General features: G+C 67.1%; 19 protein-coding genes and 1 pseudogene. 14 read left to right on the top strand and 6 right to left on the bottom strand.

The genetic code is table 11. From position 1 onward, the window contains the following. Nucleotides 1-16 precede the first annotated feature (16 nt). Nucleotides 17-685, bottom strand: coding sequence for a GntR family transcriptional regulator (locus ACZ9J7_RS05320; protein ID WP_159630237.1), 669 nt, complete (start codon nt 683-685; stop codon nt 17-19). Between the two features lie 125 nt (nt 686-810). On the opposite strand from ACZ9J7_RS05320, the gene glyA reads away from it, so the two are divergent. Genes glyA through purU form a run of 7 tightly spaced genes read left to right on the top strand, consistent with a single transcriptional unit; the run spans nt 811 to nt 9,699 of the window. Further along, a complete protein-coding gene (gene glyA, locus ACZ9J7_RS05315) occupies nt 811-2,151 on the top strand; it encodes a serine hydroxymethyltransferase (protein ID WP_476207646.1) in 1,341 nt (446 codons plus the stop codon). Further along, nucleotides 2,148-3,368: a sarcosine oxidase subunit beta family protein gene (locus ACZ9J7_RS05310; protein WP_307491827.1), complete on the top strand. Its 1,221-nt coding sequence runs from the start codon at nt 2,148-2,150 to the stop codon at nt 3,366-3,368. The genes glyA and ACZ9J7_RS05310 overlap by 4 nt, the downstream gene beginning before the upstream one ends. Before the next feature lie 29 nt (nt 3,369-3,397). Continuing rightward, nucleotides 3,398-3,802 carry a sarcosine oxidase subunit delta gene (locus ACZ9J7_RS05305; RefSeq protein WP_476207643.1) on the top strand — a complete coding sequence of 135 codons (405 nt, stop codon included), beginning with the start codon at nt 3,398-3,400 and terminating at the stop codon, nt 3,800-3,802. Beyond that, on the top strand, nt 3,799-6,741 hold the full coding sequence (locus ACZ9J7_RS05300; RefSeq protein ID WP_476207641.1) for a sarcosine oxidase subunit alpha family protein: 2,943 nt from the start codon (nt 3,799-3,801) through the stop codon (nt 6,739-6,741). Before ACZ9J7_RS05305 ends, ACZ9J7_RS05300 begins: the two co-directional genes overlap by 4 nt. After that, the gene (locus ACZ9J7_RS05295) at nt 6,734-7,384 is read left to right on the top strand and encodes a sarcosine oxidase subunit gamma (RefSeq protein ID WP_476207640.1); all 651 of its coding nucleotides are present in this window, start codon (nt 6,734-6,736) and stop codon (nt 7,382-7,384) included. The genes ACZ9J7_RS05300 and ACZ9J7_RS05295 overlap by 8 nt, the downstream gene beginning before the upstream one ends. After that, nucleotides 7,384-8,799 (top strand): L-serine ammonia-lyase, encoded by a 1,416-nt coding sequence (locus tag ACZ9J7_RS05290; protein ID WP_476207638.1) that lies wholly within the window; start codon nt 7,384-7,386, stop codon nt 8,797-8,799. The genes ACZ9J7_RS05295 and ACZ9J7_RS05290 overlap by 1 nt, the downstream gene beginning before the upstream one ends. Before the next feature lie 3 nt (nt 8,800-8,802). Further along, a complete protein-coding gene (gene purU / locus ACZ9J7_RS05285; RefSeq protein WP_476207636.1) occupies nt 8,803-9,699 on the top strand; it encodes a formyltetrahydrofolate deformylase in 897 nt (298 codons plus the stop codon). A gap of 157 nt (nt 9,700-9,856) precedes the next feature. Here purU and ACZ9J7_RS05280 read toward each other — a convergent pair whose 3' ends face one another. Beyond that, a complete protein-coding gene (locus ACZ9J7_RS05280) occupies nt 9,857-10,435 on the bottom strand; it encodes a TetR/AcrR family transcriptional regulator (protein ID WP_476207634.1) in 579 nt (192 codons plus the stop codon). 170 nt (nt 10,436-10,605) lie between these two features. Between ACZ9J7_RS05280 and ACZ9J7_RS05275 the strand changes: the two genes are divergently transcribed. The 3 genes from ACZ9J7_RS05275 to ACZ9J7_RS05265 all read left to right on the top strand — a co-directional run bounded on the left by ACZ9J7_RS05275 (nt 10,606) and on the right by ACZ9J7_RS05265 (nt 13,914). Continuing rightward, the gene (locus ACZ9J7_RS05275) at nt 10,606-10,950 is read left to right on the top strand and encodes a cupin domain-containing protein (protein WP_476207632.1); all 345 of its coding nucleotides are present in this window, start codon (nt 10,606-10,608) and stop codon (nt 10,948-10,950) included. A gap of 11 nt (nt 10,951-10,961) precedes the next feature. Beyond that, on the top strand, nt 10,962-12,335 hold the full coding sequence (locus tag ACZ9J7_RS05270) for a flavin monoamine oxidase family protein (protein ID WP_476207630.1): 1,374 nt from the start codon (nt 10,962-10,964) through the stop codon (nt 12,333-12,335). Between the two features lie 103 nt (nt 12,336-12,438). Continuing rightward, nucleotides 12,439-13,914 carry an APC family permease gene (locus ACZ9J7_RS05265; protein ID WP_476207629.1) on the top strand — a complete coding sequence of 492 codons (1,476 nt, stop codon included), beginning with the start codon at nt 12,439-12,441 and terminating at the stop codon, nt 13,912-13,914. Here ACZ9J7_RS05265 and ACZ9J7_RS05260 read toward each other — a convergent pair. Further along, nucleotides 13,907-14,536, bottom strand: a complete 630-nt coding sequence (locus tag ACZ9J7_RS05260) for an AmiS/UreI family transporter (protein WP_476207627.1) — start codon at nt 14,534-14,536, stop codon at nt 13,907-13,909. The genes ACZ9J7_RS05265 and ACZ9J7_RS05260 overlap by 8 nt on opposite strands. A 201-nt stretch (nt 14,537-14,737) precedes the next feature. Between ACZ9J7_RS05260 and gdhA the strand changes: the two genes are divergently transcribed. Next, nucleotides 14,738-16,075, top strand: coding sequence for an NADP-specific glutamate dehydrogenase (gene gdhA, locus ACZ9J7_RS05255; RefSeq protein ID WP_476207625.1), 1,338 nt, complete (start codon nt 14,738-14,740; stop codon nt 16,073-16,075). A 12-nt stretch (nt 16,076-16,087) separates the two neighbouring features. Here gdhA and ACZ9J7_RS05250 read toward each other — a convergent pair whose 3' ends face one another. Then, a complete protein-coding gene (locus ACZ9J7_RS05250) occupies nt 16,088-17,047 on the bottom strand; it encodes an AraC-like ligand-binding domain-containing protein (RefSeq protein WP_476207623.1) in 960 nt (319 codons plus the stop codon). A 163-nt stretch (nt 17,048-17,210) separates the two neighbouring features. Between ACZ9J7_RS05250 and ACZ9J7_RS05245 the strand changes: the two genes are divergently transcribed. Then, nucleotides 17,211-17,885 carry a DUF1345 domain-containing protein gene (locus ACZ9J7_RS05245; protein WP_476207621.1) on the top strand — a complete coding sequence of 225 codons (675 nt, stop codon included), beginning with the start codon at nt 17,211-17,213 and terminating at the stop codon, nt 17,883-17,885. Between the two features lie 86 nt (nt 17,886-17,971). Here ACZ9J7_RS05245 and ACZ9J7_RS05240 read toward each other — a convergent pair whose 3' ends face one another. Both ACZ9J7_RS05240 and ACZ9J7_RS05235 read right to left on the bottom strand, forming a co-directional pair. Further along, nucleotides 17,972-18,148, bottom strand: coding sequence for a CsbD family protein (locus ACZ9J7_RS05240; protein WP_141182627.1), 177 nt, complete (start codon nt 18,146-18,148; stop codon nt 17,972-17,974). Between the two features lie 86 nt (nt 18,149-18,234). After that, a complete protein-coding gene (locus ACZ9J7_RS05235; RefSeq protein ID WP_476207619.1) occupies nt 18,235-18,840 on the bottom strand; it encodes a TetR/AcrR family transcriptional regulator in 606 nt (201 codons plus the stop codon). 121 nt (nt 18,841-18,961) lie between these two features. Between ACZ9J7_RS05235 and ACZ9J7_RS05230 the strand changes: the two are divergent. Then, nucleotides 18,962-20,904, top strand: a pseudogene (locus ACZ9J7_RS05230) (primary-amine oxidase). Continuing rightward, nucleotides 20,891-21,355 (top strand): hypothetical protein, encoded by a 465-nt coding sequence (locus tag ACZ9J7_RS05225; protein ID WP_476207617.1) that lies wholly within the window; start codon nt 20,891-20,893, stop codon nt 21,353-21,355. The pseudogene ACZ9J7_RS05230 and the gene ACZ9J7_RS05225 overlap by 14 nt, the downstream one beginning before the upstream one ends. Nucleotides 21,356-21,359: the final 4 nt, after the last annotated feature.

The raw sequence follows: 21,359 nt of genomic DNA, 5'->3' as shown, positions 1-21,359 counted from the left end.
CGCCTGGGCACGACGGCTAGAGCACGTTCCGGATGGCCTGCTCGAAACTGGTGACGTGCTCCAGGGCGAGCTTGCCGGCCCGGTCCGCGTCGCCGTCGGCCACTGCTTCCAGCAGCTCAACGTGCTCGGCAATGTGGGACGCGACGGATGGGACCTTTTCGAGCACCATGCACCAGATTCGCGTGGCCAGGTTGTCGTAGCGGATCAGGACGTCCTCGAGGTGCGCGTTGGCCGCGGCCCGGTAGATCAGCCGGTGGACCTTGATGTCGTACCGCATGAGGTCGTAGGGATCGTCGTCATCGCCCATGGTGGAGATCGCGGCCGCGGTTTCCCGGATTTCCGCCCGCAGCGCCGGCGTTGCCAGCTTCGCGGCGCGGCGTGCGGCCAGGGGTTCCAGAGATTCGCGCAGCTCCGAAACGTCAGCGAGTTCGGTGATGTCGACGATGGTGGCGAACGTTCCGCGGCGGGGGTAGGACACCACGAGGTGGTCACTTTCCAGCCGCTTGAGGGCTTCCCGGACCGGCGTCCGGCCGATCCCGAGTTCGGCGGCCAGCTTGCCGTCGTTGATCGCCTCGCCCGGCCGGATGTCCAGCATGATGAGTCGGTCCCGGAGGTGCCGGTAGGCCTGTTCGGAGAGTGAGAGGTCCCCGTCGCCGGCCAGGTGGTTCTCTAATGTGACGCTCATTTCGAGCCTTCCCAGGAGTGCTATTGACGTCCAAGTGATCTGGAACATACTATTACGACAGTTCTAATATATCAGTTACAGATCAGTTATGGGTCAGTAACTCCGAAGGGCTCAAAAGGAGAACAATGCAGGACGTACTGAACGCCTCGCTCGCCACGGTCGACGCCGACGTCGCCGCCGCTGTGGCACAGGAACTGCACCGCCAGCAGTCCACCCTGGAAATGATTGCGTCGGAGAATTTCGCTCCAACCTCCGTCATGGAGGCCCAGGGCTCGGTGCTCACCAACAAGTACGCCGAAGGCTACCCGGGCAAGCGCTACTACGGCGGCTGCGAGCACGTGGACGTCATCGAGCAGCTCGCGATCGACCGCGTGAAGGCACTCTTCGGCGCCGAGTTCGCCAACGTGCAGCCACACTCCGGCGCCCAGGCCAACGCCGCCGCCATGTTCGCCCTGCTGAACCCGGGCGACACCATCCTGGGGCTCTCCCTGGCGCACGGCGGACACCTTACGCACGGCATGAAGATCAACTTCTCCGGCAAGCTCTACAACGTGGTTCCCTACCACGTCCGCGAGGAAGACCTCCGGATCGATATGGCCGAGGTGGAAGCCCTGGCCCTGGAGCACAAGCCCAAGCTGATCGTGGCCGGCTGGTCCGCCTACTCCCGCCAACTGGACTTCGCCGAATTCCGCCGCATCGCCGACCTCGTGGGCGCCTACCTCATGGTGGACATGGCGCACTTCGCCGGACTCGTCGCCGCCGGACTGCACCCGAACCCCGTCCCGTACGCGGACGTGGTCACCACCACCACCCACAAGACCCTGGGCGGTCCGCGCGGCGGCGTCATCCTGGCCAAGGAGGAATACGCCAAGAAGATCAACAGCGCGGTGTTCCCGGGCCAGCAGGGTGGTCCGCTGGAGCACGTTGTGGCCGCCAAGGCCGTGGCGTTCAAGCTCGCTGCCGCCCCCGAATTCAAGGAACGCCAGGAGCGGGTGCTGCAGGGCGCCAAGCTGCTGGCCGAGCGACTCCTCCAGGGAGACGTCGCAGCCGCAGGCATTTCCGTGGTCAACGGCGGCACCGACGTCCACCTGGTCCTGGTGGACCTCCGCAACTCCGAACTGGACGGCCAGCAGGGTGAGGACGCACTCCACCAGATCGGCATCACGGTCAACCGCAACGCCGTCCCCTTCGACCCCCGCCCGCCGATGGTCTCCTCCGGCCTCCGGATCGGCACCCCCGCCCTGGCCGCCCGCGGCTTCGGCGCCGCCGAGTTCACCGAGGTTGCGGACATCATCGCCACGGCCCTGATTGCCTCCGCCGGCACGGGCACCCTCCCCGGGGACACCGCCGTCGAACTCCGGGAACGCGTGACGGCCCTGGCCGGCAAGTTCCCCCTCTACCCGCACCTCTCCGCCGACGCCAACCTGGCCGGCATCGAGGCAGACCTGATTGGAGCCGCCCAGTGAGCACCCAGCACCTTCCGGAGCACCCGGACTTCCTCTGGCGGAACCCGGAACCCAAGTCCTCCTATGACGCCGTGATCGTCGGCGGCGGCGGGCACGGCCTGGCCACCGCATACTTCCTGGCCAAGAACCACGGGATGACCAACATCGCCGTCCTCGAAAAGGGCTGGCTCGCCGGTGGCAACATGGCCCGCAACACCACCATCATCCGCTCCAACTACCTCTGGGACGAGAGCGCCGCCATCTACGAGCAGGCCCTCAAACTCTGGGAAATCCTGCCCGAGGAACTTGAGTACGACTTCCTCTTCAGCCAGCGCGGCGTCATGAACCTCGCCCACACCCTGGGCGACGTGCGCGAAAGCATGCGCCGCGTCGGTGCCAACAAGCTCAACGGCGTGGACGCCGAATGGCTGGACCCGCAGCAGGTCAAGGAACTCTGCCCCATCCTGAACATCCGCGACAACATCCGCTACCCCGTCATGGGCGCCACCTACCAGCCCCGCGCCGGCATCGCCAAGCACGACCACGTGGCCTGGGCCTTCGCCCGCAAGTGCGACGAAATGGGCGTTGACATCATCCAGAACTGCGAGGTGACCGGCTTCCTGAAGGACGGCGACCGCGTGGTGGGCGTCAAGACCAACCGCGGCACCATCAACACGGAGAAGGTGGGCCTCTGCGCCGCAGGCCACAGCTCCGTCCTGGCCGAAATGGCCGGATTCCAGCTCCCCATCCAGTCCCACCCCCTGCAGGCCCTGGTCTCCGAACTGCACGAGCCCGTCCACCCCACGGTGGTCATGTCCAACCACGTGCACGTCTACGTCTCCCAGGCGCACAAGGGCGAACTGGTCATGGGTGCCGGCGTGGACTCCTACAACGGCTACGGCCAGCGCGGCTCGTTCCACGTGATCGAGCAGCAGATGGCGGCCGCCGTCGAGCTCTTCCCGATCTTCGCCCGGGCCCACGTGCTCCGGACCTGGGGCGGCATCGTGGACACCACCCTGGACGCCTCACCCATCGTGGGCCTGACCCCCGTGGAGAACATGTTCGTGAACTGCGGCTGGGGCACTGGCGGGTTTAAGGGAACCCCTGCCGCGGGCATGACCTTCGCCCACACCATCGCCACCGGCGCCCCGCACCAGCTGAACAAACCGTTCTCGCTGGAACGCTTCGAAACCGGCGCCCTCATCGACGAACACGGCGCCGCCGCCGTGGCCCACTAGCCGCCGCCACCAGAAAAGGACTAACGCACATGCTGCTGATCCCATGCCCCAACTGCGGCCCGCGGGACGAAACCGAATTCCACTACGGGGGACAGGCCCACGTCCCGTACCCCGAGAACCCCAACGAGCTGAGCGACACGGAGTGGTCCCGCTACCTCTTCTACCGCGAGAACCCCAAAGGCATCTTCGCCGAGCGCTGGGTCCACAGCACCGGCTGCCGCCAGTGGTTCAACATGCTCCGCGACACCGTGAGCTACGACATCAAGGCTGTCTACCCGATGGGGTCGAAGCGGCCTGACCGCTCCCCGGACAGCGCACCCGAAACCGGGACTGCCAGCACCGGCCCTGACAGCACCACCACGGGAAGTGCCGCTCCCAGCACCTCCACCACGAGCATCCTCAGCACCACCGCCCCGGAAGGAGCGACCAAGTGACTTCCCAGAACGCCCGCCTGGCTAACGGCGGCCGCATCGACCGCACCATCTCCTGGCGCTTCACCGTGGACGGCGAGGAGTTCACCGGCCACCCCGGTGACACCCTGGCTTCCGCGCTGCTGGCCAACGGCCGCATCGCCGCCGGCAACTCCCTCTACGAGGACCGCCCCCGCGGCATCATGTCCGCCGGCGTGGAGGAGGCCAACGCCCTGGTCCGCGTGGAAGCCCGCTTCCCCGGCCATGTTGCCGAATCCATGCTCCCCGCCACCACCGTCTCCCTGGTGGACGGACTCCAGGCCACCCTGCTCAACGGCCTGGGCAAGCTGGACCCGGAGGACGACCGCGCCGAATACGACAAGAAGTACGTCCACACCGACGTCCTGGTCATCGGTGGCGGCCCCGCCGGGCTGGCCGCAGCCCGCGAGGCTGTCCGCACCGGCGCCAGGGTCATGCTCCTCGATGACCAGCCGGAACTCGGCGGCTCGCTGCTTTCCGGTTCCACCGCCCCCGGCCTCGCCGAGACCATCGAGGGAAAGCCTGCCCTCGAATGGGTGGCCGACGTCGAAGCCGAGCTGGTCTCCGGGGCGGAATCAACGGTCCTGAACCGCACCACCGCGTTCGGCGCCTACGACGCCAACTACGTCATCGCCGTCCAGAACCGCACCGACCACCTCAACAGCCCGGCAGCCGCAGGGGTGTCCCGCCAGCGGATTTGGCACATCCGTGCCAGCCAGGTGGTTGTCGCCCCGGGCGCCCACGAACGCCCCCTGGTGTTCGAGAACAACGACCGCCCCGGCATCATGCTGGCCTCCGCCGCGCGCAGCTACCTGAACCGCTACGGCGTGGCCGCCGGCAAGCACGTGGTCATCAGTACCACCAATGACAGCGCCTACGCTGTCGCCGCCGACCTCGCCGCCGCAGGCGTCAAGGTCGCAGCCGTGGTGGACGCCCGTCCGGCCCTGACCGCAGCGGCGACTGCCGCCGTCGAATCCGGGATCCGGGTGCTGATCGGCAGCGCGGTGGCCAACACCTCCGCCGGTGCCGACGGCCGGCTGGACGGCGTGACCGTCCGCAGCATTAACGACGACGGCGAGCTCACCTCCGGCGTCGAGCAGATCGCGGCAGACCTGCTGGCTGTGTCCGGCGGCTGGAGCCCGCTGGTCCACCTGCACTCCCAGCGCCAGGGCAAGCTGCGCTGGGACGAGGAGCTGGCAGCCTTCGTGCCCAGCACCGAGGTACCCGACCAGCAGACCATTGGCGCCGGCCGCGGCTCGTTCGCCACCGAAGACTGCGTCGCGGAGGGCATCTCCGCTGGCGCCAGGGCGGCCATCGCCACAGGCTTCGAATCCGCCGTCGAACCCTCCGTGTTCGGCGACCCGAAGGCCTCCGCCCCCACCCGCCAGCTGTGGCTGGTGCCGGGCGAGAACGGCACCCCGGATGACTGGCACCACCACTTCGTGGACTTCCAGCGCGACCAGTCCGTGGCGGACGTCCTCCGCTCCACGGGTGCCGGCATGCGCTCGGTGGAACACATCAAGCGGTACACCTCCATCAGCACGGCCAACGACCAGGGCAAGACCTCCGGCGTCAACGCCATCGGCGTCATCGCCGCGGCCCTGCGCACCGCCGGCGAAGCCTCCCGCGGCATCGGAGACATCGGCACCACCACCTACCGCGCCCCCTTCACCCCGGTGGCTTTCGCGGCCCTGGCCGGACGCCAGCGCGGGGAACTGTTCGACCCGGCCCGCGTTACGTCCATCCACCCCTGGCACGTGGCCAAGGGCGCGTTGTTCGAGGACGTTGGACAGTGGAAGCGGCCCTGGTACTACCCGCAGGCCGGGGAGGACATGGACGCTGCCGTGCTGCGCGAATGCGCCGCCGTCCGCGAATCCGTTGGCTTCATGGACGCCACCACCCTGGGCAAGATCGAAATCCGCGGCAAGGACGCGGGGGAGTTCCTGAACCGGATGTACACCAACGCGTTCAAGAAGCTCGCCCCGGGCTCGGCACGCTACGGCGTCATGTGCACCCCGGACGGCATGATCTTCGACGACGGCGTGACCCTCCGCGTCGACGACGACACCTACTTCATGACCACCACCACCGGCGGCGCCGCCAAGGTACTGGACTGGCTGGAGGAATGGCTGCAGACCGAGTGGCCGGAACTGGACGTGCAGTGCACCTCCGTGACGGAACAGTGGAGCACCATTGCCGTCGTCGGGCCCAAGTCCCGTGAGGTCATCGCCAAGGTGGCGCCCGAACTGGCTGCCAACGGCGGCCTGGACACGGAAGCCTTCCCGTTCATGACCTTCCGCGAAACCACCCTCGCCTCCGGCGTACGCGCCCGGATCTGCCGGATCTCGTTCTCCGGTGAACTTGCCTACGAGATCAACGTCCCGGCCTGGTACGGGCTGAACACCTGGGAATCCGTGGCCGCCGCCGGTGCCGAGTTCAACATCACCCCCTACGGCACCGAAACCATGCACGTGCTGCGTGCCGAAAAGGGCTACCCGATCGTCGGGCAGGACACCGACGGCACCGTCACCCCGCAGGACGCCGGCATGGAATGGATCGTTTCCAAGGCCAAGGACTTCATCGGCAAGCGCTCCTACACGCGGTCCGACGCCCAGCGTGAGGACCGCAAGCACTTGGTCAGCGTCCTTCCCGTGGACGGCACGCTGCGGTTGCCCGAAGGCACCCAGCTGGTGGAAAAGGGCCGGTCGACCAACCCCGCCTACGGCCCCGTGCCGATGGAAGGGTTCGTCACCTCCAGCTACCACAGCGCAGCGCTGGGCCGGTCGTTCGGCCTGGCCCTGATCAAGAACGGACGCAACCGCATCGGTGAAACGCTGGTGGCAGCCGCCGGCGACCAGCTGGTGGACGTGGTTGTCGCAGAAACAGTGCTTTTTGACTCTGAAGGGACCCGTAAAGATGGCTGAAACAGCAGCATCCCCGACCTCCGCCAAGACCAACGCCGAGAAGAACCTCGCCGCCCGCGTCAGCCCGGTCCGCCAGCTGGCGGACGACTTCGCGGCCGGCTCACTGGCCGGCACCGTTGAAATCTCCGAGGTGCCCTTCCTGACCATGGTGGGCCTCAGGGCCCTCGCGGGATCCGCCGCGGCGGAGCGCCTGGCCGGTGTCACCGGGGGCCTTCCCGCTGGCTCCGGTGCCGTGGCCGGCAACGGCGACGTATCCGTCCTGTGGCTCGGCCCGGCCGAGTTCCTGGTGGTTGCCCCCACCGAGGCGCACGAATCCCTGGGCGGGGACCTCATCCCCGCACTCCGGGACGCGCTGGGCGGCGACGCGGGCCAGGTGGTGGACCTGTCCGCCAACCGGACCACGTTCGAACTGACGGGCCCCCGGGCCCGCGCCGTCCTGGAAAAGGGCTGCTCGCTGGACCTGCACCCGCGGGTCTTCAAGGCCGGCACCGCCTTCTCCACGGAAATCGCGAACATTCCAGCCATCCTGTGGAAGACCGGTGACGAGTCCTTCCGGATCTTCCCCCGCGCTTCCTTCGCCGAGTTCCTGGGCCGGTGGCTGCTGGACGCCATGCGGGAGTACGCCTCGCCAGAGGTCCCCTAATGGCGCTCAGCGTCCTTGACCTCTTTTCCGTCGGCATCGGGCCCTCGTCGTCACACACGGTGGGCCCGATGCGGGCGGCAAAGCTGTTCGCGGACGGACTGAAGGGTGACGGCCAGCTGGCCGCCACCGCCCGCGTCCAGACCGAACTGTTCGGCTCCCTCGGCGCCACCGGCCGCGGCCACGGGTCGGACAAGGCAGTGGTCCTGGGGCTGAAGGGCCTGGACCCGGAAACCGTGGATACCACCACCGCCGACGACCAGGTGGCAGCCGCCGCGCTGGACGCCGAACTGCACATCGCCGGGGCGCACCGGGTGGACTTCAACTGGGAAGAGGACGTGGTGCTCCACCGGCGCAAGTCCCTTCCCGCGCACCCCAACGGCATGACCTTCCGGGCCCTGGACCACGCGGGCGCGGTGCTGAGCGAGCGGAGTTTCTACTCGATCGGCGGCGGCTTCGTGGTGGACGGCGACGCCGAGGGGGCGGACAAGGTGGTGCCGGATGACACCGTGCTGCCCTACCCGTTCTCCACGGCGGATGAACTCCTGGAGATCTGCAGCCGGGAAGGCATGTCCATCTCCGAGGTCATGCTGGCCAACGAACTCACCTGGCGCAGCGAAGCGGAGCTCCGCGAGCAGCTGCTGGGGCTGTGGGCCGTCATGCGCGAATGCGTGGAGAACGGCTGCAACGCCGAAGGGATCCTGCCCGGAGGCCTGAACGTCACCCGGCGCGCCCCCGCACTGTTCCGCACCCTGACGGCCTCGGCCGCCAGCGCCGAAGCCGCGGCAGCCTCGCCGTCGCCCGTCCAGGCACCGGCGGATCCGCTGCTGGCCATGGAATGGGTGAACCTCTTCGCGCTGGCCGTGAACGAGGAGAACGCCGCCGGCGGGCGGATCGTCACCGCTCCCACCAACGGGGCCGCGGGCATCGTGCCGGCCGTCCTGCACTACTACGTGAAGTTTGTTCCAGGGGCCGACGACGACGGTGTGGTCCGCTTCCTGCTGGCGGCGGCCGCCGTCGGAATCCTGTTCAAACTGAACGCCTCCATCTCCGGCGCCGAAGTGGGTTGCCAGGGGGAGGTGGGCTCCGCCTGCTCGATGGCTGCGGCCGGGCTTTGCGAGGTGCTTGGCGGAACGCCGGCGCAGGTGGAAAACGCCGCCGAGGTGGGCATCGAACACAACCTGGGCCTGACCTGCGACCCCGTGGGCGGCCTGGTGCAGATCCCGTGCATCGAGCGGAATGCGATCGCCAGCGTGAAGGCGATCAACGCGGCCCGGCTGGCCCTGCACGGGGACGGCAGCCACAAGGTCTCGCTGGACAAGGCGATCAAGACCATGCGTGACACCGGAGCCGACATGAAAACCAAGTACAAGGAAACCTCCCGAGGAGGCCTCGCCGTGAATGTGATCGAGTGCTGAACCATGACTGTTACTGAAACCCATATCCCCGCATCGAAAGCGCCCACCACCGTGGAACACGTCCTGACCCTGGACTGCCCGGAAGGGCCCGGGATTGTGCACGCCGTGTCCGGGTTCCTGCTGGAACACGGCTGCGACATCATCGACAACAAGCAGTTTGGTGAGCGCTCCGAAGGCCACTTCTTCATGCGCGTGCACTTTGTCTCCGAAGGTGACGATTCCACGCTGGAGGAGCTGCGGACCTCCTTCGCCCCCGTGGCGGAAAAGTTCGGCATGCGCTGGCAGCTGGAACGCCACAGGTCCAAGCGCAAGGTGCTGATCATGGTGTCCAAGTTCGGGCACTGCCTCAACGACCTGCTGTTCCGGGCCCGGATCGGAGAACTGCCGGTGGAAATCGTTGCGGTGGTATCCAACCACCGGGACCACGAGGCACTGGTGGAGTGGCACGGCATTCCGTTCCACCACATCCCGGTCACTGCCGACGCCAAGCCCGCAGCGGAAGCCGCGCTAATGGCGCTCGTGGACGGGCTCGACGTCGAACTGGTGGTGCTGGCCCGCTACATGCAGGTGCTCAGCGACGACCTGACCCGCAAGCTGGACGGCCGGGCCATCAACATCCACCACTCGTTCCTGCCCAGCTTCAAGGGTGCCAAGCCCTACCACCAGGCCTACGCCCGCGGCGTCAAGACCGTCGGCGCCACGGCCCACTACGTCAACGCAGAACTGGACGAGGGACCCATCATCTCCCAGCAGGTGGTGGACGTTGACCACACGTACGGGCCCGAGGACCTGGTGGCCGCCGGCCGCGACACAGAATGCAAGGCCCTCTCCAACGCGGTGAAGTGGCACTGCGAAGGCCGGGTCATCCTGCAGGGCAACCGCACCGTGGTGCTCCGGTAGCTGTTCTCAACTAAACACTGTCAGCGCGGCTGGCTGCCCTTAGGGCGGCCGGCCGCGCCTTTGTTTGCCTGGCACCTGCCCGGACCCAAGAGCATTGCCGCCTTCGACGCGACGGTCCGCAAAGTTATTTGAACGGTTCCTTGCCGCGGGGCGCCACCTAGTCGCGCCGCAGGAGAACCACCTGGTGCACTTCCTCCAGGGCGGCCGCGATCTCGTCCCGGCCCACACCGGCAAGGTACTGTATGACCAGCCCGTCCAAAGCGGCGAACAGCGTGCGGGCAATGACGCGGACATTATTCTGGACGCCGAAGGCCTCCAGGCCGGCGGACAGGGCGTCCACGTAGCTTTCATACAGCGCGGCCACCGGTCCTGCCAGCTCCGGCCGGCGCCGGGCCTCGAGGATCATCTCGTACTGGAACACCTGCAGCCCCGGATCTTCAAGCAGCAGCTCCAGCAGCGCCTCCGTGAACGTGCCGCCGTTTTCGGCTGCTTCCCGCAGCCGTGACGCGCCGATGGACTGCTCCGAGGACCAGAGGAGCGCTGCCTCGATCAGGGCGTCCCGGGTTCCGAAATGGTGGGCGACCAGGCTGTTGTTGACGCCCGCAGCCTCCGCGACTGCACGGAATGTCAGCCCCCGGAGGCCTTTCTGCGACACCACATCCACCACCCCCCGCAGCAGTGCTTCGCGGCCCTCGCCATATTTCGGCGTGGCGGTGCGGGCGGCGAAAGCGGTCATGGTTCCGATTCTAGCCAGCCGTCACCATGCAGGAAGCAGCTCTTGACTTAAAACTAAGCAATTGCTTAGATTGCTTCCACGCGGTGATGCCCGTCACAGGACCCCCGCCATTCCACACACCTCCCGCGGCGCGACCGTTTCCCCGCCGCCCCTTCCCCTCTGGAGTAGCCTTGGCCACCACCCCTGCTTTCAGCACCTCTTCCTCCCTTGACCCCGCCAAGAATGAGCCCTTCGAACTCGGCGAGGTCCAGTGGGTCCGCCGCTTCGGCGAAGGGGGCAGGCCCGCGCTCGCCTGCGGGTACTGGCACGTGAACCCCGCCGAGGCACCGGAGCCTTTCGACCTGGTGATGGAGGCCGACGAAACGATCCATATCATCGAGGGCCACCTGCGGATCGAGGTGGAGGGCGGCGTCAGCTATGACCTCACCGCCGGCGGTGCCGCCTCCTTTAATAAAGGTGCCCGTACCCGGTGGGCCGTCCTGGCTCCCACCGTCGAGTTCTTCGTCTATTCGTAGGAAGCTGCGCCATGAAACAGGACAACAGCGCCATGGAGCAGGACCTGGACGTCGTCATCGTGGGTGCAGGGTTTGCCGGCCTCACCGCCGCCCGCGAACTCTCCCGGCAGGGGCTGGCAGTCCGCATCGTCGAAGCCCGGGACCGCATCGGCGGCCGGACATGGCTGGACCGCCGGCTGGGGCGCGACCTGGAGATCGGCGGCACGTGGGTCCACTGGACCCAGCCGTACGTCTGGGCGGAGTTGAAGCGTTATGGCATCGGCACCGTCGCCAGCCCCGAGCCGCAGCGCGCATACTGGTGGGCCAACGGCGGCCGCCGGGAAGGTGACCCCGGAGCCTTGCTTGACATGATCGGCCGGCACAACGGCGAATTCACCAAGGAGTCCCGGGCCTACTTCCCGGAACCGTTCAGGCCGTTGGCCACGGATGCCTTCAAGGGCATAGACCACATCTCGGTGCAGGACCGGATCCGGGAACAGTTTCCCGCCGGCGACGCCCGGGACATCCTCGAATCCTTCTGGACCTTGAACTTCAACGGCCCCTTGGAGGACGCGGCACTGACCCAGGCCCTCCGCTGGGTGGCCCTGACCAACGGTGACTGGGCCGTCAACTTCGAAGCCTGCGCCACGTACAAGATCCAGGGCGGAACCGCCGCGCTCGCCGAGGCCATCCTTGGGGACTCCCGTGCCGCCGTCGACCTCGGTTTCGCCGTGGAAGGCATGACGGACGACGGCGGGAGCGTCACCCTGCGGAGCGCGGACGGCCGGGCCATCAGCGCCAGGGCCGCCATTGTCACGGTCCCCCTTCCCGTCCTGGGAACCATCGACTTCCAGCCGCCGCTGCCGCCGGCCAAGACGGAAGCCGCGAAGCGCGGACAGGTTTCCAGGGGCGTCAAGGTGTGGATCCGGCTGCGGGGTGAGCACGCGCCGTTCGTGGCGTTGGGCAAGGCGGACTGGCCGCTGAACTTCTTCCAAGCCGAGTACACGCTCGACGGCGACACGATCGTCGTCGGCTTCGGCCCCGACGCAACAAGAATTGACGCGTCAGACGCAGCGGCAGTCCAGGAGCCGCTGGCCCGGCTGGTCCCCGGCGTTGACGTGCTGGACGTGGCCACCCACGACTGGGTGGCGGACCCGCTGGCGGGGGAGACCTGGCCGATGCACCGGACGGGTTTCCTGCGCGACCACCTGGCCGCCATGCAGTCCGGGCACGGCAACCTGCTTTTTGCCGGCTCCGATATTGCCAACGGCTGGGGCGGCTTCATCGACGGTGCCATTGAGAGCGGCATGGAAGCGGCGCAGGCCGCCGCGTCGCTGCTTGGCCCCCGCTCCGCCGCCCGCCCGGCCGCCCAGGAACCAGTGCCGCAAAATCCTGCACTGCGCTGACAATCAACAACTCGTCGCTGGTGGACAAAGGGCTTCGGCGCCCCGCTGCCAAGCTGGATTCCACAGCAATTTTCCCGAACTCATGACCGTTAAGAAGGATCAAATGAGTATTTCGAATTCTGAGCCCCGGACCACTGACGCTCCGGCCAAGGAGCATTCAACGGCACTGCGCGCCGGCAGCATCGGCGTCCTGGGCATCCTCTTCTTCGTCCTGTCGGCGCAGGCACCCCTCACCGGGATCGTGGGCGCTTCGCCGCTGGCCGCAGCGCTCGGCAACGGTGCCGGCGCACCCGGCGCATACCTGATCGTGGGCATTGTCATCGTCATCTTCGCCGTCGGATTCGTAGCGATGAGCCGCAAAATCCAGGCCAACGGCGCTTTCTACGCCTACGTCACCGCAGCCTTTGGCAGGAAGACCGGCGCCGGCGCCGCCTGGCTGGCCCTCCTGGCCTACAACACCGTCCAGGCTGCGATGTATGGGCTATACGGTGCGGCGTTCTCGGGCCTGCTCGCCTCGATTGGGCTGGAGGTTCCGTGGTGGCTGCTCGCCCTGGCCACCATGGCCGGCGTCCAGGTGCTGGGCTCCCTGAACATCGAACTCGGTGCGCGCGTGCTGGCCCTGCTGGTGGGCCTCGAGGTGGCCATCCTGCTGCTGTTCGGCTTCACCGTCCTGCTCCACGGCGGCGGCCCGGAAGGCATCAGCGTGGCCGCGTCCTTCTCGCCCGAGGCCATCGGGGCCGGCGCGCCGGGCGTGGCCATCATGTTCGCCGTGGCTTCGATGTTCGGTTTCGAATCCACGGCCATCTATTCGGCCGAGGCCAAGGACCCGCACCGCACGGTAGCCCGGGCCACCTACCTGTCCGTGGGCGTCATCTCCGTCTTCTTCTCCTTCATCTCCTGGATGCTGGTCAGCTACTACGGCCCGTCCCAGGTCATGGACGCCGCCGGGGCAGCCCTCGAATCCGGCGACGCCACGTCCTTCGTGCTCGGTCCCATGGTGGAGCTGTTCGGACCATGGGCGGGCGTGGTGGCAGGCATCCTGCTGGTCACCTCGCTGCTCGCCGGCATCATCGCTTTCCACAACGGCATCAACCGCTACCTGCACTCCCTGGCCCTGCGCGGTTCCATGCCCGCCGTGCTGGCCCGGACCAACCGGCACCGCGCCCCTGCCTTTGCCGCCTGGATCCAGACCGCCACCGCCGTCGTGCTGGTGCTTCCCTTCGCCATCCTGGCCCTGGACCCGGTCCTGACCCTCTTCTCCTGGTTCAGCGGCCTGGCCGTGGCGGCACTGCTGGTGCTCTACATGCTGTGCTCGGTGGCGGTGGTCAGCTTCTTCCGCCGCGAACGTGCAGGGGCGCAGCTGTGGCAGACGCGCATCGCTCCCGTCCTGGCAACGGTGCTCCTCGCCTGGGTCCTGTTCCTGGTGGTCAGCAATTTCACGGCCCTGATCGGCGGCAGCGCGGAAACGGCCATCGCCCTTCTCGCCGCGGTCCCCGTGGTCTTCGTGGCAGGGGTGCTGGTGGAAACCGCCATCGAGCGCCGGCACCACGCCGCCACCCTGGGACAGGCGCTTACCTAGCGCTCACGGCTTCCCCTTCACTGGCCCGGCTCGGACTGGCAGGTCCGCGCCGGGCCAGCACGCGTGCCGTGATAAACAGTCCGGCCAGGAAGGCTGCCGCCAGCCACGCCGGCCCGGCCGCCCTGGGCCACAAACCTGCCAGGCCCAGGAACGCCGGAAAGGTTGCCGTGACCTGGCTGGCCAGGACCAGGGCCCAGCCGGTGAACGGCTCCAGCCGCGCCGCGCCCAGGGCCTCGGAGGCGAACAGCAAACCCCACAGCACGGACCAGCACACCCACAGCACCGCGAGCAACGGATCAGTAACCAGCCAGAAACCCGCCAGCAGCAGGCCGACACATGCCACCATGCCGCAGAACCAGCCGAGCCCCCGCGAGCCCAGACCCAACAGGGAATCCAGCCCGGCATAGACGTACGTCAGCCCGAACAGGAACATGCCCGCGGCCGCCGGAAGCACCTCGGACCCGGCGTTGCCGGTGGAAACATGGACGACGCCGAGCACCAGTTGGGTGCCGCCGAGCACCAGGCTGAAGGTGGCGGCGTCGCGGCGGGGGAGCCGCCCCAGCGTCGCCAGCCCGTTGACCAGCAGCGCGGCGCCGGAAAGGAGGAGGCACAGGAAGGGCATCAGGGCGCCTCCGATGTGCAGCAGGGACGCGCAAATTCTCTCGTAATGTGGAATATCTGTGTCACATTACGGAGATTAGTTGATTCGGACTGCCCCGCCTACTGGTCTCCGGTCGTAATCCGATAAGTTGAAGAGTAAACCTATGAGGCGACGTTGCTTTTGCGCTGTCCCTCGTTTCGGCTCAGAGGTAAGGAACAGCCCATGGACGCACGGCTCGAAGCCATCAAAGACACTGTCCTCGCACGGAATCCCGGGGAAGCGGAGTTCCACCAGGCAGTGGTGGAGGTCTTCGAAAGCCTTGGCCCGGTCCACGACAGGCACCCGGAGTTCCTCGAGGCCGCCATCCTGGAACGCCTCTGCGAGCCCGAACGCCAGATCATCTTCCGCGTGCCGTGGACCGATGACTCCGGCCGCGTCCAGATCAACCGCGGCTTCCGCGTGGAGTTCAACTCCGCGCTGGGCCCGTATAAGGGCGGCCTGCGATTCCACCCGTCGGTCTACCTGGGCATCGTGAAGTTCCTCGGCTTCGAGCAGATCTTCAAGAATGCCCTCACCGGCATGCCCATCGGCGGCGGCAAGGGCGGCTCCGACTTCGACCCCCGCGGCCGCAGCGATGCAGAAGTGATGCGGTTCTGCCAGTCCTTCATGACCGAGCTCTACCGCCACATTGGCGAATACACGGACGTTCCGGCCGGCGACATTGGCGTGGGCGGCCGCGAGATCGGCTACCTCTTCGGGCAGTACAAGCGCATCACCAACCGCTACGAGTCAGGGGTGCTCACCGGCAAGGGCATCTCCTGGGGCGGCTCCCTGGTCCGACCCGAAGCCACCGGCTTCGGTACCGTCATCTTCACCCAGGAAATGCTCAAAACCCGCGGAACGTCCTTTGATGGCCAGCGCGTGGTGGTGTCCGGCTCCGGCAACGTTGCCATCAACGCGATCGCCAAGGCCCAGAGCCTTGGAGCCACTGTGGTGGCCTGCTCCGACTCGTCAGGCTACGTGGTGGACGAGGCAGGCATCGACGTCGCGCTTCTCCGCGAAGTGAAGGAAGTGCAGCGCGGCCGCCTGAAGGACTACGCCGAACGCCGGGGTGGCGTGACCTACACGGACGGCGGCTCGGTGTGGGACGTCGACGCCACGGTGGCGCTGCCCTGCGCCACGCAGAACGAGCTCGACGGCGCTGCTGCCGCCCGGCTGGTGCGCAACGGCCTGGTTGCCGTTGGAGAGGGCGCCAACATGCCCTCCACCCGTGACGCTGTTGCGGTGTTCCAGGAGGCGGGCGTCCTGTTCGGGCCGGGCAAGGCCGCCAACGCCGGCGGCGTGGCAACCTCGGCCCTGGAAATGCAGCAGAACGCCAGCCGCGATTCGTGGTCATTCGAGCACACCGAAGAGCGGCTGACCGAGATCATGGTTGGTATCCACGACCGTTGCGCCGCCACCGCGGAGGAGTACGGCGAACCCGGCAACTACGTGCTCGGCGCCAACATCGGCGGGTTCGTCAAGGTGGCCGATGCCATGCTGGCGCAGGGGCTGATCTAGCCGGGGGTGACTTCAGGAGCTCCGCCGCCACTGGCTGGGCGAGACCCCGAAGGCATCCCGGAACGTGCGGCTGAAATGCGCGGCATCCAGGAAGCCCCAGCAGGCGGCCACCGCGCCCACCGACTTGCCCGCGTGCAGCGGGTCCCGGAGGTCGCGGCGGGCACCTTCCAGCCGTTGCGTCCGGATCCAGCTGGCTACCGTGGTCCCCGACTCGTGGAAGACGTTGTGCAGGTGCCGGGTGGAAATGAAATGCGCGGCGGCGATGCTTGCCGGGGACAGCAGGGGATCGGCGAGGTTGGCCTCGATGTACTCGCGGACCGAGACCGCCAGCAGTGCCTGCGGCTTCATGCGGTCAGGCGTGATGTCCATTTCCGCGTGCAGCATGGTGGACACCAGGTCCAGGGCGTTGGTGGCGAGCCGTGATCCGCTGGGGCCGTTCAGGACGTCCAGGTTCGCTGACAGTTCCCGGATGAACTGGCCGACGATTCCGCTCAGGCCGCCGCTGCCCATGCGCACCGCGGCCAGCTGTCCCACGTAGTCGGTCGGCAGGGAGAGCGCGTCGCAGGGGAACATCAAGACCATGATCCTGGTGCTGTCCTCGAAGGCGAGGGTGTACGGGCGGTTGGTGTCGTAGATTGCCAGGTCCCCGGGCTGCAGGACGGCTTCCCGGTTGTCCTGGATCAGCAGGCCGGTACCTTCCAGCTGCAGGTTCAGCTTGAAGTAGCGTTCGTGGGCCTGGGCGATCAGTGCCGGGGTGCGGTGGACCTCGTGGGAGGTGGCGGTGACCTCCACGATGGACATCCGGTCCAGCACCCGGGCGCGCATACGGCCCTGGAATCCGTCCACGTCGGCGGTGCGGGCGGTGAGGGGAACGAAGGATTCCGCCACCAGGTGCTTCCAATGGTCGAACGACGCGGCCACCCTGGAGGTCAAGTCCTGGTGTGGGGTGCTGGCTGTAGTTGCTGATTGCATGGATGTTCCTCGCGACGGATGGCCACTTCACGTTTCCCCCGGACTGTGTCCTGCGACACTGTCCAATCAGGCTAGCGGCCCGAGATTCTTTTTTCAACGGTTGGCGAAAATAAGAAGTTTGTTCTTCCAGCCGCAGCCCAGACTCCCGTGCCATGATCGGGCCATGAGGTCCATGACGGCTGCTGGTGACCATTACCGGAACTTCAACTCCCGCGCGCACCACTCCCGGCTCCGGATGGTGGTGATGCTGGCCGTCGGCCTTGCCGCGGCACTGGCGGTAGGCACATTCGGCAGCTGGACGTATGCCCCGGCGCTCGGCTGGGCCGCCGCCTCGGCCACCTACCTCATCTGGGTCTGGAGCGTGATCGCCCGCCTGGGTCCGGCGGCCACTGCTGCGCACGCCAGGCGGGAGGACCCCGGCCGGGTCTTCTCGGACGCGCTGGTCCTGGGGGCCACGATGGCCAGCTTTGCGGGGGTGGCCCTGATCCTGCTTGACGCCTCCAGCGAGCAGGGCGGCGCCAAGGATGCCACGGTTGCCATGGCGCTGGGCAGCATCGCCCTCTCGTGGTTCCTGGTCCACACCCTGTTCACCCTGCGGTATGCGGCGATCTACTACCGCGAAGGCACCGGAGTCGATTTCAACGAAGGCAGCCAGCCCAGGTACGCGGACTTCGCCTACCTGGCCTTCACCGTGGGGATGACGTTCCAGGTCTCCGACACGGACCTAAAGACCAATGCCATCCGCTCGACGGTCCTTCGGCAGGCGCTGCTGTCCTACCTGCTCGGCGCCATTGTCCTGGCCACCACCATCAACCTGGTGTCGGGGCTGATTCACTAGGCGTCCCGGCCGGGCACGCCATGCCGGGCGCTTAAACGCAATGGGTGCAACTCCGGTTGGAGTTGCACCCATTATGCGAGCGCCGACTAGTCCTTCTTGAAGGCGTCCTTGACGTGTTCGCCGGCCTGCTTGATGTCCGACTTTGCCTGGTCCGTCTGGCCTTCAGCCTTCAGGCTCTCGTCGCCCGTGGCGTTTCCGGCAGCTTCCTTGCCCTTGCCGCCGAGCTTCTCTGCAGCGTTGCCGATCTTGTCATCCAAACCCATGGGAGATGCTCCTTACAGTTCGTGCTCGCTCCGGCATCTGCCAGAACCTGACCCACCAATAGTAAGCATACTTTCGAGTTTGGCGCTCATTTCCCGCCGGGAATTTTCCCAAGGAGCGCGAGATAGCCCTCAAGCTGGGCAGCGTGGCCAAAATCCGTGTCGCCTTCCGGCGCCAGGGCCGCCTCGATCTGGGCTCCCAGCAGCATGTTCAGCAGCTGCCCGGCAAGGATGGAGTCGTCGACGGCGGCGGCCACGTCGCCGCTGTCCCTCGCCTCCGCCAGGAAGCGGCGGATGGCCGCCAGCCACTCGTCCATGGACTGCTGGTGGATCGCCGCCTTCTGGGGATCATTGATCGCCCTCTGCCAGAACGGGACCACAATCCTTGCCTCATTCACGCGCTCTTCGTCAAGGGGGAGTACTTCGAGGCAGAAAGCCCGCAGCGCCGCCAGGCCGGCCTTGCCCGCAGTGACCCCGGCGATGCGCTGGTTGGTCCTGTTGAACACGTGGCTGAAGGCAAATTCCAGCAAGGTGTCCTTGGTGGGAAAGTAGGGTTTCAATGCGCCGTTGGCAAAGCCCGCCTCCGAGGCGATCTCGCGCATGGTGGCGCTCTCAAGGCCCTGCCTGGCGATGATCCGCCACGTGGCATCCACGAGTTCCAGGCGGCGCTCGTCATGGTCAACTATCTTCGGCACCGCGGCCACTCCCCGGAAATATTTCTCTCAGACTCTTGTGGGCCATGTTACGGACATTTATTCTCTACAACTATAGAAAATAAACCAGCGGCCGGCGACGGCCCGGACAAAGGCTCTTCCCATGACTCTTGCACCAACCGAAACTGCATCGGCGCCTTCCGCCTGGCAACCGCGGAGGAAATCCTGGACGTCCGCGCCATCCTGCAGTCGGAAGGCCACCTGGACCCGCAGCACCGCATCGCCTACCTGGGCCTGCTGGATCCGGAGCGGGGAGCTGGACCGCAAGCGGTGGACCGACGTTTCCGGGTCTTCATCCACGATGCCTCCGGGGCCGCGCCGCGTGACGTCGTCGTCTCCACCACGCAGCAGAAGGTGCTCTCCACAGTTGAACTCGATACAGCGGTGACCGGCGAACTGCCGGTCCTGGAGGAGGAGTTCGAAGTGGTGGAGTCCCTCCTGGCCACGGACGAACGCTGGCTGAAGGCACTCGCGGACAGGGGACTCGACGTCGGAAAGGTCCGGGTTGCCCCTTTGTCGGCCGGCGTCTTCGAATACGGCGAAGAAAAGGGCCGCCGCATCCTCCGCGGCCTGGCGTTCGTGCAGGAATTCCCGGAGGACAGCGCCTGGGCGCACCCGGTAGACGGCCTGGTGGCCTACGTGGACGTGGTCAGCCAGGAAGTCACCCAGGTGATCGACCTCGGCGCCATGCCCATCCCCGCCGAGCACGGCAACTACACCGACCCCGAACTGACCGGACCCATCCGCGACACCCAAAAGCCCATCAGCATCACCCAGCCGGAAGGACCCAGCTTCACCGTCACCGGCGGCAACCACGTGGAGTGGGAAAAGTGGAGTGTGGATGTCGGCTTCGATGTCCGCGAAGGCGTGGTCCTGCACAACCTCGCATTCCAGGACGGCGGCCGGACACGGCCCATCATCAACCGCGGCTCCATCGCCGAAATGGTGGTGCCGTACGGCGACCCGTCACCCATCCGGTCCTGGCAGAACTACTTCGACACCGGCGAATACCTGGTGGGCCAGTACGCCAACTCGCTGGAACTGGGCTGCGACTGCCTGGGGGAGATCACCTACCTCAGCCCCGTCATCAGCGACGCGTTTGGCAACCCGCGGGAAATCCGCAACGGCATCTGCATGCACGAGGAGGACTGGAGCATCCTCTCCAAGCACTCGGACCTCTGGAGCGGGGTAACCTACACCCGCCGCAACCGCCGCCTGGTGATCTCCTTCTTCACCACCATTGGCAACTACGACTACGGCTTCTACTGGTACCTCTACCTGGACGGCACCATTGAATTCGAGGCCAAAGCCACCGGCATTGTGTTCACCTCCGCGTTCCCGGAGGGCGGCTCGGACAACATCTCCCAGCTCGCCCCGGGCCTGGGTGCACCCTTCCACCAGCACCTCTTCAGCGCCCGGCTGGACATGGCCATCGACGGATTCACCAACCGCGTGGAGGAGGAGGACGTCGTCCGCCAGGCCATGGGCCCGGGCAACGAACGCGGCAACGCCTTCTCCCGCAGGCGCACCGTCCTGGCCCGCGAATCCGAAGGCGTCCGGGAGGCCGACGCCCGCGCCGGCCGGACCTGGATCATCTCCAACCCTGAGTCAAGGAACCGCCTGGGCGAGCCGGTGGGCTACAAGCTGCACTCCCACAACCAACCCACGCTGCTGGCGGACCCGGGTTCCTCCATCGCCCGCCGCGCCGCCTTTGCCACCAAGGACCTGTGGGTCACCCGGTACGCCGAGAACGAGAAGTACCCCACGGGCGACTTCGTGAACCAGCACGCCGGCGGAGCAGGCCTCCCGGCCTACGTCGCACAGGACCGGGACATCGACGGCCAGGACATCGTCGTCTGGCACACCTTCGGCCTGACCCACTTCCCCCGGGTGGAGGACTGGCCCATCATGCCCGTGGACACCGTCGGTTTCAAGCTGCGGCCGGAGGGCTTCTTCGACCGCAGCCCGGTCCTTGACGTCCCTGCCAACCCCAACATGCAGGAATCGTCCTGCCACAGCGAGGGCAGCAGCGGTGGCTGCCACTAGCCTCACCCCCGCTCGGGCAGGGAGTACGACGGCGGCAGGACGGGTCCGCGCCCAACGGCCCGTCCTGCATGCCCGGCTCGTAGCCGTGGTTACCGCCGTCTCCTGCGCGGCCCACGTGTGGCTGGCCGTATCCGGGCGCCACGGCGCGTGGCTGAGCGTCCTCATGCTGGCGCTCGCCGCCGTCTGCGTCCCCTGCACGGTCCATATCTGGCGGCACGGCCGGGTGGGCGCGCTGCACCAGGTCACTTCCGCTGCCGTGGCGATGGCTGCCCTGCATGCCGCCCTGCTGCTCGGCGCCGGTGGTGCCGGGCACGCGCATGGCGGCCCGCCGCCGTCGTCCGCTGGAAGCGGTTCCGGCAGCACGGACCTGCTGCTGGTTGTTGCCCTGGAACTGGGGACGGCGCTCCTCGCCGCAACACTGGTGGCCCGGCTGCGGCGCTTGCGCCCGTAGGGTT

The organism is Pseudarthrobacter sp. TE9888 (genome assembly GCF_056279345.1).
This window is presented reverse-complemented; position numbering and strand designations above follow the sequence as displayed.

What these genes read in the sequence shown, in the direction of transcription:
- ACZ9J7_RS05320 (WP_159630237.1), bottom strand. Translation starts at nt 685, where the DNA reads ATGAGCGTCACATTAGAGAACCACCTGGCCGGCGACGGGGACCTCTCA.
- ACZ9J7_RS05265 (WP_476207629.1), top strand. Translation starts at nt 12,439, where the DNA reads ATGAGTATTTCGAATTCTGAGCCCCGGACCACTGACGCTCCGGCCAAG.
- ACZ9J7_RS05250 (WP_476207623.1), bottom strand. Translation starts at nt 17,047, where the DNA reads ATGCAATCAGCAACTACAGCCAGCACCCCACACCAGGACTTGACCTCC.
- ACZ9J7_RS05240 (WP_141182627.1), bottom strand. Translation starts at nt 18,148, where the DNA reads ATGGGTTTGGATGACAAGATCGGCAACGCTGCAGAGAAGCTCGGCGGC.
- purU (WP_476207636.1), top strand. Translation starts at nt 8,803, where the DNA reads ATGACTGTTACTGAAACCCATATCCCCGCATCGAAAGCGCCCACCACC.
- gdhA (WP_476207625.1), top strand. Translation starts at nt 14,738, where the DNA reads ATGGACGCACGGCTCGAAGCCATCAAAGACACTGTCCTCGCACGGAAT.
- ACZ9J7_RS05295 (WP_476207640.1), top strand. Translation starts at nt 6,734, where the DNA reads ATGGCTGAAACAGCAGCATCCCCGACCTCCGCCAAGACCAACGCCGAG.
- ACZ9J7_RS05305 (WP_476207643.1), top strand. Translation starts at nt 3,398, where the DNA reads ATGCTGCTGATCCCATGCCCCAACTGCGGCCCGCGGGACGAAACCGAA.
- ACZ9J7_RS05270 (WP_476207630.1), top strand. Translation starts at nt 10,962, where the DNA reads ATGAAACAGGACAACAGCGCCATGGAGCAGGACCTGGACGTCGTCATC.
- ACZ9J7_RS05290 (WP_476207638.1), top strand. Translation starts at nt 7,384, where the DNA reads ATGGCGCTCAGCGTCCTTGACCTCTTTTCCGTCGGCATCGGGCCCTCG.
- ACZ9J7_RS05260 (WP_476207627.1), bottom strand. Translation starts at nt 14,536, where the DNA reads ATGCCCTTCCTGTGCCTCCTCCTTTCCGGCGCCGCGCTGCTGGTCAAC.
- ACZ9J7_RS05245 (WP_476207621.1), top strand. Translation starts at nt 17,211, where the DNA reads ATGAGGTCCATGACGGCTGCTGGTGACCATTACCGGAACTTCAACTCC.
- ACZ9J7_RS05280 (WP_476207634.1), bottom strand. Translation starts at nt 10,435, where the DNA reads ATGACCGCTTTCGCCGCCCGCACCGCCACGCCGAAATATGGCGAGGGC.
- glyA (WP_476207646.1), top strand. Translation starts at nt 811, where the DNA reads ATGCAGGACGTACTGAACGCCTCGCTCGCCACGGTCGACGCCGACGTC.